Origin of the sequence: Clostridium luticellarii (genome assembly GCF_002995845.1) — a bacterium.
Classification (GTDB): Bacteria; Bacillota; Clostridia; order Clostridiales; family Clostridiaceae; genus Clostridium_B; species Clostridium_B luticellarii.
The window spans coordinates 1-16754 of record NZ_PVXP01000069.1; the positions used below are offsets into that span (position 1 = coordinate 1).

Consider the following 16754-nt stretch of genomic DNA (forward strand, 5'->3'; position numbering starts at 1 on the left):
ATATTATATCATACAATAAAATACAATACAACATTTTATTACAATAATTGTATAAAACATATGAAAATATTGTGATTTTATATACAAAAACTCAGTCAAAATATTATTTTATTAAAAAAACGTCATTTTTTTTGATAAAATACTTGATATATATTTCTATATAATATAAAATTAGATAAAATTATATTTATAGTGAGTTTAATTAAGTTCTGTATACAAATCCATATACAAGATTAAACAAAATATGAGGGGGAAATATAAATGAAAATTTTAAAAAGGAAAACTAAATTAATTTCATCTTTTCTAGCAGTGCTGCTTATAATATCTTCAGCCGCATTTCTATCTGCCTGTGGCAGCAATACAACTTCTTCCAATTCGGGACTGAAGGGAACTATTGTAGTCACCACCTATGGAGGTACTTATGATGAAGTCTTCAACAAATGTGTAGTAAAACCCTTTGAAAAAAAATATCCTGGTGTAAAAGTTAAATTGTCACCTTACATAAGCGTAGCAAAACTTCAAAATGGAGGCGCCAAAAATGTGGATATAGTTTCTCTGGATGACTTTGATATAATTGATGCCGGAAATAAGGGGCTGCTTACAAAATTGAAATCCTCTGATTTTTCAAACTGGAACAAGCTGTATCCACAGGCTTTTCTAAAAACCGACAAAGGTGATACAGTTGGCCTGTCAGTTGAATTTGGTGCCTGGGGTATAGCGTATAATTCCAAGGAAATATCCAAGCCTTCTTCCTGGAATGTGTTCTGGGATCCTGAAGTTAAAGGAAAGGCTGCCATGATGAGCCAGTATATACCAGACATTATAATGACTGAAAAATCCACAAATTCTTCAGATGACAACATGGCCCCGGTCTGGGAAGCATTTAAAAAGTTAACACCATCCATTGCACAATATTATTCCTCCTTCTCATCACCAGAATCACTGTTCAACTCCAACTCAATAGTGATTTCTTCCTGGTTTAATGGAAGAGCTATAGCATTGGAAGAAAAAAATCCAGATATAAAATTCACCATTCCCAAAGAAGGCGGAGTCTTAATACGTGGTGCTGAAGGTATAGTATCCAGCAGTAAAAATAAAGAAATAGCAGAGAAATTCATTGATTTCAGGCTGAATGCAGATGTGCAGACAGAATTCTCAAAAAATTTATATTACGGACCTACAAACAAGGAAGCCAAATTAAGCAGTAATCTGGTTGACAAAGGAATAACCTATGGAGATGAGAAAATCAAGGAACTCACAGTTCCGGACTGGAATAAATTATTATCTCAGAGAGAGGAGTTATTAGGTAAATGGACAGAAGCAACATCCAAATAACAATATCATTGGATAAAATTAAAAAAACTTTCAAAGAAGTCAGTGTAATTGATGATATAAGCCTGGAACTAAAAGATGGTGAATTTTTATCACTTCTCGGTCCAAGCGGAGCAGGCAAGACAACCTTGTTGCGTATGATCGCCGGATTGAAACTGCCAACAGATGGAACAATAAAACTGCGGGGAAAAGATATAAGTCTTACTCCCCCCAATAAAAGAAACCTAGGAATGGTTTTTCAGCAATATGCACTTTTCCCACACATGACTGTGTGGGAGAATATTGCATACGGGCTAAAGGCCAGAAAAAAAGACAGAGACTTTATAAATAAAAGAGTAGATAAATATTTAAATTTGATGGGCCTTTCAAATCTTTCAGAGAGAAAGCCCAAACAGCTGTCAGGCGGACAGCAGCAAAGAGTGAGCCTTGCAAGAGCACTTGCCATAGAACCCGTTGTGATACTATTTGACGAACCCCTTTCCAACTTGGACGAAAGACTTAAGGATCAAATGCTCCATGAAATTAAAAATTTGCATGAAGCCCTTGGTTTTACAGCTGTTTACGTGACACACAGCCAAAATGAAGCACTATTTCTATCAGATAAAATAGCAGTATTGAACAAGGGAAAAATTGAACAATTCGGAATTCCCGAAGATATATTGAGTTTCCCGAAAACATCATTTGTAGCAAATTTTTTTGGATATACAAATCATGTAAAAGGTGCTGTCTTGAGAGATAAAGAAAGTGCTGCTCTGGGAAATTTAAAAATTCCTGTAGGATATGTTCAAAAAGACTGTGCCAGAGGTGACAGAGGATTTTTATACATGCGTTCCAACGCTGTTAATATTTGCTGTTCAAAACATAATTTACAGCCTTCAAAAGAACAGAATTCAAAAACTGAAGTTTGTGTTCTGGAAGCACGATACCTGGGAGGTCAAACAAAACTAAAAGTTGAATTCAACTGGGGAGAAAGAACTGCAATTAACATTATAGTTCCTGGAATGATGAAACCGCTGCCCAAGCTTAAAGATAAACTGGAAATTACATTTAACAAAGAATCTGTTGTGTTCTATAAATATGATAGTAATGGAAGTGATATTTATCAATGACTAGACTGAAAAAAATTTATTCTGTTATTGGTTTGGCAGCAATTATATATTTTTTAATCCTCTTTTTTCTTCCACTGGCAAAAACACTAATCACAAGTGTTTTGTCCGAAAATAAGCTGGATTTTACAAGTTATTCAACTATCTTCACCAATAATACTTATTCCAAGGTTTTGATAAGGACACTATATATTTCTGTAATTACAACAGTTATTACTATGATATTGGGATATTTTCTGGCTTATTTTATTTTCACTAGGGAAGCGGAAAAGCAAAAATCCTGGCTGATTCTAATAATTTCACCCATGTTTATGGGACTTACCATAAGACTTTTCGGATGGATGATAATTTTAAGCAACGAAGGACCTGTAAGCAAACTGGTTAAAATGTTTTCTCAAAACAGTATCCAACTGCACCTGCTGTTTTCATATTCGGCAGTTGTCATAGGAATGGTTCATTACAGCCTCCCTTTCGTAGTTCTAAGTGTGTACAGTTCCTTGAAAAAATTAAAGAGACCAGTTATAGAGGCCTCAAAAATGCTGGGAGCTTCGGATTCAATGACCTTCTGGAAGGTTATATTTCCCCTGTCCCTGCCTGGAGTTTTTTCAGGCTGTTCCATAACATTTGCATTATCTGCAAGCACATTCCTTGTACCGCTCATGCTGGGGGGGCCAAAAAATATATTTCTTTCCAATGTGGCGTACAATTCCATTATCAATGTAGGTAACTACAGGCTGGGAGCTGCCCTGTCATTGACTCTATTATTCATAGTTGCAGTAATACTTATCATAATAAGTATGCTTGAAAGGAGATTTAGAATTGATTAAGAAAAGTTTTGAGTTTAAATATATAATCGTCTTGATCTTGATGATATTCATATTTATACCATTTATAGCAATTATACCGTCATCTTTTGCAAAATCAAATATGTTCAGCTTTCCACCAGAGAATCTGTCAATTGAGCATTATAAAAATTTATTTCAAGATGGACAATTATGGTCATCCGCACTTTTAAGCCTTATAATAGCAAGTATCTCCACAATATTAGCCTGTACAGTGGGAGTGATGGCCGCGCTGGGAATAGTCAAGGGAAATCTCCCATTTAAAGGCATGCTGGAATCTTTATTTATGGGACCTTTGATAATTCCACTGGTCACAATTGGAATAAGCTTTTTGATATTTTTCAGCATATTCAACATACAGGGCTCTCTATTAAGCATAATATTGGCTCACTCCATCGTAATAAGCCCTTATATAGTGCGTATGGCCTGTGCAAATCTAAGACAGAGCGATCCTGTATTGGAAGAAGCCGCAATTGTACACGGGGCGAGTCCTCTATATATGCTCAGAACTGTCATTCTGCCCGGAATGATGCCCAGTATAATATCCGGCGGGATAATGGCATTTTTGATCTCAATGGATGAATATACGGTAACAGTATTTTTGGCCCAGACAGATACTGTAACACTTCCAATCAGAATTTATCAATACGTGACGATAGACATCAATCCAATTATAACATCATTTGCAAGTATAATAATTGTATTTTCATTTCTTTTCATGATATTCTTAGAAAAGAAATTTAAAATACATAAATATATTGAATTTTAACATTTTGTGATATATATGTTATCATATACAATATATTATAAAAATATAACAAATATTATAATAAAGGTGAGATAATATGGCTAAATTACCTGAAATAGGATACAAAATTTCACTAACGGAAAGAGCATACGAAATCATTAAGGATGCTATTATGACAAATGTTTTTAAACCGGGTGAATTATTGATAGAAGAGAAATTGGCGGAACAGCTGGCAATAAGCCGTACACCACTAAGAGCCGCCTTGAGAAGGCTGGCATATGAGCATTTGATAGAGATAAATTCCTCAAGAAACGCAACTGTAGTAAATATAAGCCAGAAAGATGTTGAAGAAATAACAATAGTACGGGAGGTATTAGAACCTTTAGCTGTAAAACAACTGGAGAACAACATAAAATCCAATGAACTAAAAAAGCTGAAAAACATATTTGAAATCCAGAAAAAAGCAATAGCAGAAAATAACTACACCGAACTGATAAAAAAAGAATATGAATTTCATGTAAGTATAAGCAAATTCACACATAACAAGTGGCTTTATGAAATGGTCAAAGATACAAATACGATTATACAGAGGTATCTGATACTTTCAGGAAGTCTGAACAAATATAAAGAAGTTGCTATAAGGGAACATGAAAACATAATTCATGGAATAGAAGAAAAAAACTATTCCAGCGCTGAATCCAGCATGAAATTACACATATCAAACGTATCGCGAAGGATGCTCAAATAGGCAATTTTTTATATATCAACCCAAGTCATGCCAACAAAAATATTTTCCCTTTTCCATTAATTGTATGGGGATCAGTCCCCATACAATTAATTCAATTTTCTTTTCCTCAGCTTTTCCCTAAATTCTTCAATGGAGTTACTCTTAACTGCATCCTCGAATACAGAATTCAAGGTATTTTCATCCTCTATCCTTTCTATTCTGCTCATATAGGAAATATCAGAAAACTTAATATCCAATAATTTTTCCAATCCCTGAAGTAATCCAGCTTTTTTACCTTCTTTTTCGCCTTCTTTTCTGCCTTCCTTTATAATATTGTCTATAGTTTTTCCCAAATTAGACACCATTGAATCCACCTCCCCTTGACTGGATTTTTCCAATATTTCTTCTACCTTAACCTTAGATTCATCATCCAATCTTGGCTTCATTATACTTCTGATCCAAATTTTAAGTATGTCAAATTGCTCAGGAGTTATCTTCTTAAGAACATATGCTGTAAGTCTGAGCCTTTTCATCAAATCCTCTTTACTTATTTCTTTGTCCAGCAGAAATATAGTAGATACCATGTTGGTCATACTCTCAAGCTGGCTTTCATCATATCTGTAAATATCAAACAATATATACCTGAAATCTATTATATTTTCACCAAACAACTCACTGCCGCATAATACATCTCTAAAATTTCTGTAAGCAGTCCATCTATTTTTACCGTTGTAAAGCACCATGGGAACAATTGCAGGCAGTTTGAAATCCTTTCTGCGCCTGTCACCTTTTGAAGTATTCTTCAGTATCTCTCTCCATATCTAAACTATATAAAACAGCAGCCTCATAAGCATCCTGTAATCTACACTGGACTGGAATTCTGGCACCCTGGAAATAGTAAATCTCTTTGCATATAGATCCACTGATCCAGAATATCTAAAAATCGTTTCAGACCCTGTGGGCAGAGAAAATGACCATTATATTTTAAAATCTGTAGAAAATGCAGATAAAATAATTGCCGCCTGGGGAAATGGAAGTGATTTCTGCAATAGATCTTCTGACGTTTTATCCCTTTTGAAAAACTATAAATTGTACTGTTTTGGAATCAACAAAACAGGCAATCCAAAACATCCACTATTTTTGTCACGGGACACGGAACTTAAAGGATATAAACAAAATCTCATAATTGCATAAAATGGAGCAGGGTCACCGCCCTGTTCTATATTTATGATATACACATAAGCACTGCTATGTCAGACATAAATAGTTTCCATTTCTTTGTATGCGGGTCATTCCCAAAAAAATTACACAGGGTGGGATTTGCCACCATCTCCAAAAACAATTTACAAATCATACATCTGAGTTAAGAATTCTTTCAATGTATAAATCTTAATCCACTTATATGGATTTAATACAAGCAAATCCTCATCACCTGTAATAATATATTCAGCATTTCCGTATACTGCTTCCTCTAATATCATATTATCTTTTTTATCCCTGCAATCATTAATTTTATCATATATTGACGGGACAATAATTTTCAAAGATAATAAGCTTATAAGCTCTTCAATCTCCCATGTAAGAATATATTTAGTAAATTTAGGTCTTCTCAATACCTCATCTATTTCTCTGAGCTGTTCTTCACTTATAATCAAGTCATACTCATCATTAAAAATTTCTTTAACTAAAAATTTTGCATTCTTACTTCCTAAAAATGCACTTACAAAAATATTGGTGTCTATAACCAATCTAATTTTCTGCATGATTTTTTTCTCTCACTAATTCAACTTCTTTAGTTATTGCTTTAAAATCAACTTTTTCCGACTCTGTCCTTTTACTTACATTATTCAAAATATCATTAAGTTTAAGCTTTATATCTTCATGCAGTTTATTGTAAATTATTTTTTTTTCTTGTGGTGTCAATTGACTTATTAAATTCCAAACATCATCTACACTGGGTTTCATTTAAAACACCTCTTTTGATATCTAGCGTACAAGGAATTATATCTCTGGTTATTTCATTTATAAACATATAATCCATATCTATTTTATTATATTCTTAAAAAGGTTATTCAGTTTATTGCAGCCTACGTCATATTCATGGTGAACCCTATCCTCCGGCATATCACCTTCCTCCTAATAATATATTACTATTATTATTAGTATTTTCCAGAACATAAGTTCCTATTCATTAAAACACATATTCATTATCTTCATTTTATCAAAATAAATTATAATAATCCACACTGTGGATAAAAATATTTTATCCATAATTTCCAGAAGGTTTTTACAGCAGGGGAGGTGGCAACATGAGTAATACTGTGATTATAGTAATATCTATATGTATTACATCATTATGCTTAACAGCTATGGTGATTGTAGGAACATATTTAAAAGATAAATTAGTAATCAAGGGTAAATCTTCAATTGGCAAGTTAACTGAAAATGAAATTTCTATAACTGCCGAAGATAAAGACTCAAAAAATTAAAATGCACCCCTCAGAAAGTGCATTTTAATTAACCTTAATCTCTAAAAAATTTTAAACTAAAACCGCAATGGCTTCTTTTAAATATATTATAACACAATTTATTCTTTTAAATCACATTTTTAAAAATAAAGCTTAGAACAACTTTTAAACTGTCCTAGATTTAAATTATCTCTGTACTACAGCTGTTATGAGGTCAATCCAAGATTACAAGTATTTGCCGGATTTCGTTAATAAGCCAATTATGTCTGTCTACTATTGATCTTACATTCCAGGTTGTTACTCAAGGCAAAGATGATGTTAGCAAAATCCTATATAACGGATAATTGCGGATGAACCTATTGAAACGAAATACTCATAATGACCGACTTCTGCAAAACAGACCCCTGCTACAAGCCCCACATAACCTGTCCCAGCTACTGCTATCTTATACATAAATATTACTCCTCTTTGATTAAAATTAATACAATTCCACACATCAGCTGAATGTGCTTCCTATCTTCTGATAGTTTGACACATTACTTTTAATGTATTATAAACTGACTGTTAAAAGAAGATTAAGATAGCATTTATTATATATGTCAGCAGCTTTTTAGAACAAAGGTTCGTTCGCTGCTAGGTTCTTCCCTGATTTTTCTTTAGTCATAAAAACACCATAAAATTCATTTGAATAATACGGTGCCAAAACATCTATTTTTTGTATGGGGATCAGTCCCCATACATTAATTTAGTTTTCTCTGCTTCAATTTTTCTTTAAATTCTTCAATGGAGTTACTCTTAACTGCATCTTCGAATACAGAATTCAAGGTATTTTCATCTTCTATCCTTTCTATTCTGCTCATATAGGAAGTATCAGAAAACTTAATACCCAGTAATTTTTCCAATCCCTGAAGTAATCCAACTCTTTCGCCTTCTTTTCTGCCTTCCCTTATAATATTGTCTATAGTTTTGCCCAAATTAGACACCATGGAATCCACCTCCCCTTGACTGGATTTTTCCAATATTTCTTCTACCTTGACCTTGGATTTATCATCTAATCTTGGTTTCATTATGCTTTTGAGCCAGATTTTAAGTATGTCAAATTGCTCAGGGGTTATCTTTTTAAGAACATATGCCGTAAGTCTGAGCCTCTTCATCAAATCCTCTTTACTTATTTCTTTGTCCAGAAGAAATACAGTAGATACCATGTTTGCCATACTCTCAAGCTGTTTTTCATCATATCTGTAAATATCAAACAATATATATCTGAAATCTATTATGTCTTCACCAAACAACTCACTGCCGCTTAACACATCTCTAAAATTTCTGTAAGCAGTCCATCTATTTTTACCGTTGTAAAGCACCATGAGAACAACTGCAGGCAGTTTGAAATTCTTTCTGCGCCTGTCATCCCTTGAGGTATTCTTCAGTATCTCTCTCCATATTTCAACTATATAAAACAGCAGTCTCATGGGCATCCTGTAATCTACACTGGACTGGAACTCAAGAAGTATATAAAATATCACTTCCTGCCCTTTTATATTTACCTTGTATACAATATCCGATTCCTCTTCACTGAAATCTTCAAGTATATAAGATTTATCTATAAGTATTAGATCTTCACTTTTTATAAGATCAACCCAATCCTTTTTGACAAAGCTCCTCAACAGCTCCAGAAATGTTTCCTTGTGGGAAAATATATACTTGTAACCTACATCATGTTCATGGTGAACTCTATCCTCCGGCATATCATCTTCCTCCTAATAATATATTACTGTATTATTAGTATCTACCAGAACATAAGTTCTTATACATTGAAACACATATTCATTATCTTCATTCTATCAAAACATATTAAAATAATCCACAGTGTGGATAAAAATATTTTGTTCATGATCCTAGAAAGTAACCTCGTATTAATATAATTTCGAGTTCCGGACACGTGATTTCATTACATGAAGATATTTAAATTACGAACATAATTATATACTTTTTCATCATTCCTATAAATAATTCCACATAAAACTATTATTTTAAAAAACTTATTTAAATACGTTGACGTTATATCAATATTATGATACTTTATATATAAGGCTTAAATATACAGTCTTATATATAAATTGATTAATCAGGAGGATGATATTCTATGGAAAAGAAAATTTCAATAAATTTTATCAAAACAGAACTTGAAAATAATTTTACCAGCGTTTATAAACCATTTACTAATTTCCCCAACAATAATCCTGTTTGGAGTACATGTATGGCCACAGCCAAAAATGCAAGTGTATTGAATAACATTATTTTCTGCAATGACATTTTAAAACTTCCCCCAGTTAAGGTGTTTCTGGCCTTGAATCCAAACATTGCATCTAACATTGATAATTTTCAAAAGAAAGGCATAGGTGCCTTTTGGGGCTTTATATTCAAATCAATATTTGAATATACCTCTCAAAAAAAAACAAGTACCGGTAATAAAGATATTAAAACTGCCACTTATTTCTACAACCAGGCAAACAATCTAAAAATCAAAGTCTCCCAGTAATAGCACTAACTACCAACAAATAAACAATTAATAATTGAAACTCCAGATACTATTATCCTCTGCAATATATTTAGAGACCTAGTATTTGGAGTTTGTACTTAACCATATAAAGCAGCATTTATTATAGTTCATTTCTAAAAAATGTCACGAGAGTTTAACCTCTGTTCCTGCACAAACTGATTAGCAGTTCCTTTTCTTGTTCACTAATTACTTTTGGATTTAAAGTCTTATCCTTGATTGCCTCCAACTCAGAGCATTCTGATGCAAGTTTTCCATCAAAGTAAGTGTCGTCTGCCTTATATGTTGTTAATTTTCCAATTAATTTCCTATCAAATAATAACGGTGCCGTTAATATCTTTGAACGATTTCTATCGCCAATTACCACAACTTCATCTGACCTTGCATCACACTTAAGGACATTAATTTCACTATCCTGATGTCCTTTAACAAGTATTTTTTCTATTTCAAAATAAGATGTAATAAATCTTTTTTGTTCAATATTAGCATTAAAGAATATATAAGATCCCGAAACAATATGTCTTTTTATTATATTTCCATTTTTTGTATGGGGGTCAGTCCCTAAGCTTGGGCCACAATTTGTCCTTTTCGGAGAAAATAATGTTGTCAATTCCTTCAAGAGGCCATTTTATGTTTATATCGGGGTCATTCCAGATAAGGCCTCCCTCGTCTTCGGGGTGATAAAAATCGGTACACTTGTAGCAGAACTCGGCTTCATCTGAAAGGACGAGAAAGCCGTGGGCGAATCCCTGAGGTATGTAAAACTGTTTCTTGTTGTCCTCCGACAAAACCACTCCAACCCATCTGCCATAGGTGTCCGAACCATTTCTGATATCTACAGCCACGTCAAATACTTCACCTTTTATCACTCTCACAAGTTTGCCCTGAGAATATTGTTTCTGGAAATGTAATCCCCTCAGCACTCCTTTTTTAGATTTCGACTGATTATCCTGAACAAATACCATGTCAAGGCCTGCCGCCTTAAACTCATCATAATTGTAGGTTTCCATGAAATATCCCCTGTTGTCGCCAAATATACCTGTCTCAATTATATATACGCCTTCTACTTCCGTAGGCTTGAAATTAAATTTTCCCATCTAAATCAGATCCTTCCTTTTCAATGCACAATTTAAAATTCACAGTTCACAATCTATAGTCTGCAATTTGAAATAAACGACTTGAGGGCATCCTGCCACTGCCGCATATTATCTCCTACGGTACACCGCAGCATCATATTGTCAAGAGAAGAAAATTCGGGCCTTTGGGCGGCTCTTTTCAATTTGTCCGATTTCATGGAATCCACAGTGCAATCTATATCTGCATACTCCACAATCTTTCTTGCAAAATCATACCAGCTGCACTCTCCATTTCCTGTGCAGTGATATATTCCGTATTCCTCCCCAAGCATAACCTTTAAAATATGATATGCCAGATCTTCCGCATTTGTTGGATTTCCTCTCTGATCATCCACCACATCCAGATGCCCCTTTTCCTTTGCCGCCTTCAATATAGTATATACGAAATTTCTGCCGTACATTCCATAAAGCCAGGAAGTCCTTATTATGAAATATTGGCTGCAATTTTCCCTTACATACTGTTCACCTAAAAATTTTGTCTTCCCATATACGCTGACAGGAGCAGGTACATCATATTCTCTGAAAGGAATATAGCCCTTTCCATTAAAAACATAGTCAGTGGAAATATGTACAAGTTTTGCACCTGAAGCTCTGGAAACTGCAGCAAGATTTCTCGGGCCCAGTGAATTCACCCTGAAAGCATTCTCAAAATCTGTTTCACACTTGTCCACATTGGTGTAAGCCGCACAATTTACAATTACATCCGGTCTAAAATCATCCACAATATTTAAAACATCACTCAATCTGCTTATATCGAGCTGCTGCCTGTTCACATATTTTACATTGGCAGTCAAATAAATTTCATCTATACTACCAAGCTCTGACTTTCCCAGATTTAAAATATGCCGGAGCTGACCTGCAAGCTGACCGCCTGCACCGGTAATCAATATTTTCAACTGTATTCACCCCTTAAAAATGTCTAATTGTATTTTTTATCAAGCAAACTCAACATGTACTTCCCATAATCAACCTTTTTAAGAGGTTCCGCCAGCTTGATAAGCTGCTTATCATCTATGTATCCCTTTCTGTAGGCAATTTCCTCTACGCAGGCTACATAGAGCCCCTGCCTTGTCTGAATGGCCTCCACAAAGTTGGCGGCACTTAAAAGTCCATTTGGGGTGCCAGTATCAAGCCAGGCCATGCCCCTGCCAAAAAGCTCCACCTTAAGTTTTCCCATTTTAAGATACTCATTATTAATATCCGTAATTTCAAGTTCCCCTCTGGCAGAAGGCCTGATATTTTTAGCAATATCCACCACATCATTGCTGTAAAAATAAAGCCCGGGTACTGCATAATCAGACTTTGGATGTTCAGGTTTCTCTTCTATGGAAACCACATTGAAATTTTTGTCAAATTCTACAACACCAAAAGCTTTGGGATTGCTCACATGATATCCAAAAATGGTTGAAAAATCATGCCTTTTTGAGGCAGCCTCCAGCCTTTCAGTAAAACCATACCCATGAAATACATTGTCTCCAAGCACAAGAGTTACATCATCATTTCCAATAAACTCTCCCCCAACAATAAAGGCTTCAGCAAGTCCTTTAGGTTCATACTGCACTTCATACTGAAAATGAAGCCCCAGCTGACTTCCGTCTCCCAGGAGCTCTTCAAATCCACCTATGTCCCTTGGAGTGGATATTATAAGGATATCACGTATTCCAGCCAGCATAAGCACAGACAGAGGATAGTAGATCATAGGCTTGTCATATATGGGAATTATCTGTTTGGATATGGCCTTGGTCATGGGGTAAAGCCTTGTACCAGAGCCTCCAGCCAATATTATACCTTTTCTCATAAGTCAACCAACCTCTCTTCAATTCACAGCTCACAATTATAAATACATTTTTTCATAGTATTTCTGATAATCACCGCTGGTCACATTGTCCATCCAGCTTCTATTATCGAGATACCATTTTATAGTCTCTACTATTCCATCCTCAAATTTGGTTTCAGGATACCAGCCAAGCTCACCTTTGATTTTCGAAGGATCTATACCATATCTTCTGTCATGGCCTTTTCTGTCCTGTACATATTTTATGAGCTTTTCATCAACAGAAGAATTTACATGGTCATGTATATAGGAAATTATGGTTTTAACTATATGAATATTCGTTCTCTCATTGTGTCCGCCTATATTATAAACTTGTCCAACTCTTCCAGCATTCAAAACCAGGTCAATAGCCCTGCAATGATCCTCCACATAAAGCCAGTCACGTATGTTAAGCCCATCACCATAAACAGGAATATCCCTGCCATTCAGACAATTATTTATAACAAGAGGAATCAATTTTTCAGGAAATTGATAAGGTCCGTAGTTGTTGGAGCACCTTGTAATATTCACAGGCATCCTGTATGTGTCATAATAGGATTTCACCATAAGGTCGGCAGATGCCTTGCTGGAAGAATAGGGACTGTGGGAATCAAGAGGAGTACTTTCCGTAAAATATCCATCCTTTCCAAGAGAGCCGTAGACTTCGTCCGTGGAAACCTGAAGATATTTTTTACCCGCTTTAAAGTCATCCCCTTCAGTCCAGAAATGCTTAGCAGTATTTAAAAGTGTCACAGTTCCAAGCACATTGGTGGTGACAAATATTTCAGGATTTTTTATGCTCCTGTCCACATGAGATTCCGCTGCAAAGTTCACCACATAGTCTATGTCATATTTTTCAAATACAGCATTCAACTTATCCCTGTCGCATATATCTCCCTGAACAAATGTATAATTTGGATTGTCAGATACAGATTCAAGATTTTCCAAATTTCCCGCATAGGTAAGCTTGTCATAGTTTATTATCTTAACATCTTTATATTTTTTTAATATGTAATAAATGAAGTTGGAGCCGATAAAACCGGCACCGCCAGTAATTAAATATGTTTTCATAGGTGTCCTCCTTTATAAAAACTATTTACCAAAATTTATTATATTATTAACTTTAAACTTTTTAAATACAGTATAAATTAATTTTCTATTCATATCAGATTTAAATAGACATAATAAAATTATATAAACTAAACCTCCTATAATAATTTGGAATATAGTAGTTTTAAAACCTATACCCAAGGTATAGCCTATAAATTTTACAATAACAAACATAACAATACTCGAAATTAGGTATTTCCAAATATTTTTAAACATTTGTCTAAATTCAATATCTTTTCTTAATAAATAAAACTGAACTGTTGTAACAGAAATTTCAGCAATTACTGTAGCTAAAGCAGTCCCTAATGATTGAAAATGTCTAATTAAAAGGACATTAAATATAAAATTAACCACTGCACCGATAGTAACAGATACAGTAAATTGCTTTACTTTGCCAACTGGCATCATATATTGGACACCTAAAACATTACTCCATGCAATAAATACTACTATGGGGCTTATTACACAAATCAAAGTTCCAGTTTTATTAAATCCAGCTCCAAAAAACCATGGTGTAAACTGTGCTGAAATTCCAGCTAGACCAAACATCATAGGAACAGACAAATACGAAGCAAAATCAAATGATTTAGACAAATACTTTTTAACTTTTTTCATGTCACCTTTTGAAAAAGTATTGGCAACTCTGGGAAGCATTACTACACCCATTGATGTAACTACTGCCAATGACATTTTTGTTATTTTATCCGACATATCAAAATATCCTACTTCATTTGTATTGGAAAGTGCCCCCAACATAGTTTTATTTAATACCAAATAAATCTGCGTTGCAATTTGCGGTATAAATAAATTGATAGATGGTATAAAATGTTTTTTTATATCATAAAAACTTAACTTAACCCTATCTATAGTTTTAGGAACATATAACCACAAGGTAAGTTGTCCAAATAATTCAGAGCAGCCAAGGATCAGAACATATTTCCACAAATCCGATCTGATTTTTACAAATAAGAAAATGCATACTACTCCTATTACCTTAACAATCAAGTTTCTAGTGACAGTTTTTTTAAAATCTTCAAGTCCCATAAACAGCCATGATACATCTATTGCTGCGGATATCATATATATAGATTGAAACAAAAATATGACTCTATATTTACTATTAGTATAATTTATAAATATTATAAAAACAGCGTAAGAAATTACGACAGTTATTATTTTCAATAAAAATATGCCCCAAAATGTTCTGCTCAGCTTTGTTTTATCGTCTCTAACGTAAGCAATTGTTCTGTTGCCATATAGAGATACTCCTATGGTTCCAAATAAAATAAAATACTGAATAATAGAGTTAGTATACGCATTTATGCCAACTCCTCCACTACCAAGTATTCTTGATATATAGGGGACAGTTATTAATGGTACTATTAGAATTACAATCTGATATACAACATTATATACATAATTCTTGGTCACACTCATATTACCTATCACTTACCCCATCTTTAAATACATCAAGTGCTCTTTTTACTACTACGTCCATATTACAATATTTATATTCAGCTAATCTACCTAAAAATATTACATTTTTAAGTTTATCACATTCACCTTTGTATTTATTATATTGTTCACTACATTCATCAGTTGGTATAGGATAATATGGCTCTCCATTCCAGGTAGGATATTCTCTTACTATAGTTGTTTTATCACTTTTCTGTCCAGTGAGCTTTTTGAATTCAGTAATCCTTGTAAAATCATAATCATTTGGGTAGTTAACTACTGCTGCATCTTGACATGATTCAGAGTCTAAAGTTTCAAAATCAAATTTTAAACTTCTATATTTTAAATGACCGTATTTATAGTTAAAATAATAATCAACTTGTCCAGTATATATCAACATCTCATAATTCAGGTCATTTATAACATCTTTATAATCAGTATTCAAAAGTACATGTATATTAGAATTCAACATATTATAACACATTTTAGTATAACCGCATTTGGGCATTCCCTGATATTTATCTGTAAAATATCTAGTATCCTTATTATACCTTATAGGTATTCTAGATATAACAGATTTATCCAGTTCATTGGGATATAAATCCCACTGTTTTTTTGTATAGTTTTTAAAAAACTTTTCATAAATTTCTTTTCCTGCTTTACTCAATACTACGTCTTCTGAATTCTTTATTTCTTCAATATCCAGAGATTGATCTTTTAAAAACTTTTCCATCTGATCATTAGATAAATTCATATTATATAACTTATTTATAGTTTCCGTAGTAATAGGCATTGGGATATAATTACCATCTATATATGTCAACACTCTATGTTGATAATAATTCCACTCTGTAAATTTGCTCAGATAATCCCATGTTTCTTTATAATTAGTGTGAAATATATGAGGTCCATATTTATGTATTAGTATTTTATCATCATTGTAACAATCATAACAGTTACCCCCTATGTGATCTCTTTTTTCTATTACAAGTACATTTTCATTTAATTCGTTGGATATACGTTCTGCCATTACAAGTCCCGCTATCCCGGCTCCTACAATTATGTATTTAAAATTCATAATAATTCACACCTTTTTAAAAATATTTAATAAATCTTTTTCAAATTTCTCTTTTTCATTAATTATTATATTTCTATATTCTTGAAAATTCTTAATTTCATTATCATAATTATTTAAACACAATTTTATACTATTTATTATTTTATCAATATTTGCTATATTATCATTAAATTTATATTTGCTACTTATAGGAATATCCTCATAAAATTTAGCGGCTCCACGTTTTCCTGTGATTATACAACATCCAGAAATAGCAGCCTCTCTAGGAAACCTATCTTTACCAGGATGGTTACCAAAATCAATATAAACTTTACCTTTTCTTAAAAGTTGCTTTATTTCATTAACATTCATCTTCTCTAATGCTATCCACTTAATATAATTC

Annotated in this window: 20 protein-coding genes and 1 pseudogene; 8 read left to right on the forward strand and 13 right to left on the reverse strand. The window is 33.4% G+C overall.

The window, feature by feature from the left end:
• Positions 1 to 261: 261 nt before the first annotated feature.
• The 5 genes from CLLU_RS15400 (at position 262) to CLLU_RS15420 (ending at position 4776) form a co-directional block, all read left to right on the forward strand.
• Entirely contained in the window at positions 262 to 1335 is a 1074-nt protein-coding gene (locus CLLU_RS15400) for an ABC transporter substrate-binding protein (RefSeq protein WP_106010665.1), read from the forward strand.
• Positions 1311 to 2441, forward strand: coding sequence for an ABC transporter ATP-binding protein (locus CLLU_RS15405; RefSeq protein ID WP_106010666.1), 1131 nt, complete (start codon positions 1311 to 1313; stop codon positions 2439 to 2441). Before CLLU_RS15400 ends, CLLU_RS15405 begins: the two co-directional genes overlap by 25 nt.
• Positions 2438 to 3265 carry an ABC transporter permease gene (locus tag CLLU_RS15410; protein ID WP_106010667.1) on the forward strand — a complete coding sequence of 276 codons (828 nt, stop codon included), beginning with the start codon at positions 2438 to 2440 and terminating at the stop codon, positions 3263 to 3265. Before CLLU_RS15405 ends, CLLU_RS15410 begins: the two co-directional genes overlap by 4 nt.
• Complete coding sequence (locus tag CLLU_RS15415; protein ID WP_106010668.1) at positions 3258 to 4049, forward strand: ABC transporter permease; 792 nt, start codon at positions 3258 to 3260, stop codon at positions 4047 to 4049. The genes CLLU_RS15410 and CLLU_RS15415 overlap by 8 nt, the downstream gene beginning before the upstream one ends.
• A gap of 76 nt (positions 4050 to 4125) precedes the next feature.
• On the forward strand, positions 4126 to 4776 hold the full coding sequence (locus CLLU_RS15420) for a GntR family transcriptional regulator (protein ID WP_106010669.1): 651 nt from the start codon (positions 4126 to 4128) through the stop codon (positions 4774 to 4776).
• Between the two features lie 86 nt (positions 4777 to 4862).
• Here CLLU_RS15420 and CLLU_RS15425 read toward each other — a convergent pair whose 3' ends face one another.
• Complete coding sequence (locus CLLU_RS15425) at positions 4863 to 5576, reverse strand: Rpn family recombination-promoting nuclease/putative transposase (protein ID WP_338078794.1); 714 nt, start codon at positions 5574 to 5576, stop codon at positions 4863 to 4865.
• 73 nt (positions 5577 to 5649) lie between these two features.
• Here CLLU_RS15425 and CLLU_RS15430 point away from each other — a divergent pair, with 73 nt between their 5' ends.
• Positions 5650 to 5949, forward strand: coding sequence for a DUF1643 domain-containing protein (locus tag CLLU_RS15430; RefSeq protein ID WP_242977690.1), 300 nt, complete (start codon positions 5650 to 5652; stop codon positions 5947 to 5949).
• A gap of 149 nt (positions 5950 to 6098) precedes the next feature.
• On the opposite strand, the gene CLLU_RS15435 is transcribed toward CLLU_RS15430, so the two are convergent.
• Together CLLU_RS15435 and CLLU_RS15440 are read right to left on the reverse strand one after the other, a co-directional pair.
• Positions 6099 to 6518 carry a putative toxin-antitoxin system toxin component, PIN family gene (locus CLLU_RS15435; RefSeq protein WP_106010672.1) on the reverse strand — a complete coding sequence of 140 codons (420 nt, stop codon included), beginning with the start codon at positions 6516 to 6518 and terminating at the stop codon, positions 6099 to 6101.
• Entirely contained in the window at positions 6505 to 6720 is a 216-nt protein-coding gene (locus CLLU_RS15440) for a hypothetical protein (RefSeq protein ID WP_106010673.1), read from the reverse strand. The genes CLLU_RS15435 and CLLU_RS15440 overlap by 14 nt, the downstream gene beginning before the upstream one ends.
• A gap of 344 nt (positions 6721 to 7064) precedes the next feature.
• On the opposite strand from CLLU_RS15440, the gene CLLU_RS15445 reads away from it, so the two are divergent.
• Positions 7065 to 7244, forward strand: a complete 180-nt coding sequence (locus CLLU_RS15445; protein ID WP_106010674.1) for a hypothetical protein — start codon at positions 7065 to 7067, stop codon at positions 7242 to 7244.
• A 297-nt stretch (positions 7245 to 7541) separates the two neighbouring features.
• Here CLLU_RS15445 and CLLU_RS19360 read toward each other — a convergent pair whose 3' ends face one another.
• Together CLLU_RS19360 and CLLU_RS15450 are read right to left on the reverse strand one after the other, a co-directional pair.
• Positions 7542 to 7676, reverse strand: coding sequence for a hypothetical protein (locus tag CLLU_RS19360; protein ID WP_276329480.1), 135 nt, complete (start codon positions 7674 to 7676; stop codon positions 7542 to 7544).
• Positions 7677 to 7963: 287 nt separating this feature from the next.
• Complete coding sequence (locus CLLU_RS15450; protein WP_242977688.1) at positions 7964 to 8968, reverse strand: Rpn family recombination-promoting nuclease/putative transposase; 1005 nt, start codon at positions 8966 to 8968, stop codon at positions 7964 to 7966.
• A gap of 398 nt (positions 8969 to 9366) precedes the next feature.
• Here CLLU_RS15450 and CLLU_RS15455 point away from each other — a divergent pair, with 398 nt between their 5' ends.
• Positions 9367 to 9762 (forward strand): hypothetical protein, encoded by a 396-nt coding sequence (locus tag CLLU_RS15455; RefSeq protein WP_106010675.1) that lies wholly within the window; start codon positions 9367 to 9369, stop codon positions 9760 to 9762.
• A gap of 154 nt (positions 9763 to 9916) precedes the next feature.
• On the opposite strand, the gene CLLU_RS15460 is transcribed toward CLLU_RS15455, so the two are convergent.
• The 8 genes and pseudogenes from CLLU_RS15460 to CLLU_RS15495 all read right to left on the reverse strand — a co-directional run.
• Positions 9917 to 10390, reverse strand: coding sequence for a hypothetical protein (locus CLLU_RS15460; protein WP_207656019.1), 474 nt, complete (start codon positions 10388 to 10390; stop codon positions 9917 to 9919).
• Positions 10335 to 10877, reverse strand: coding sequence for a dTDP-4-dehydrorhamnose 3,5-epimerase (gene rfbC / locus CLLU_RS15465; protein WP_106010676.1), 543 nt, complete (start codon positions 10875 to 10877; stop codon positions 10335 to 10337). The genes CLLU_RS15460 and rfbC overlap by 56 nt, the downstream gene beginning before the upstream one ends.
• Before the next feature lie 53 nt (positions 10878 to 10930).
• Positions 10931 to 11812, reverse strand: a complete 882-nt coding sequence (gene rfbD / locus CLLU_RS15470) for a dTDP-4-dehydrorhamnose reductase (protein WP_106010677.1) — start codon at positions 11810 to 11812, stop codon at positions 10931 to 10933.
• A gap of 23 nt (positions 11813 to 11835) precedes the next feature.
• Positions 11836 to 12714: a glucose-1-phosphate thymidylyltransferase RfbA gene (gene rfbA / locus CLLU_RS15475; protein ID WP_106010678.1), complete on the reverse strand. Its 879-nt coding sequence runs from the start codon at positions 12712 to 12714 to the stop codon at positions 11836 to 11838.
• Positions 12715 to 12750: 36 nt separating this feature from the next.
• Positions 12751 to 13800 carry a dTDP-glucose 4,6-dehydratase gene (rfbB, locus tag CLLU_RS15480; RefSeq protein ID WP_106010679.1) on the reverse strand — a complete coding sequence of 350 codons (1050 nt, stop codon included), beginning with the start codon at positions 13798 to 13800 and terminating at the stop codon, positions 12751 to 12753.
• 21 nt (positions 13801 to 13821) lie between these two features.
• On the reverse strand, positions 13822 to 15276 hold the full coding sequence (locus tag CLLU_RS15485) for a flippase (protein ID WP_106010680.1): 1455 nt from the start codon (positions 15274 to 15276) through the stop codon (positions 13822 to 13824).
• Between the two features lies 1 nt (position 15277).
• A complete protein-coding gene (gene glf / locus CLLU_RS15490) occupies positions 15278 to 16372 on the reverse strand; it encodes a UDP-galactopyranose mutase (protein WP_106010681.1) in 1095 nt (364 codons plus the stop codon).
• Positions 16373 to 16378: 6 nt separating this feature from the next.
• A pseudogene (locus CLLU_RS15495) lies at positions 16379 to 16754 on the reverse strand (hypothetical protein); the annotation flags it as partial.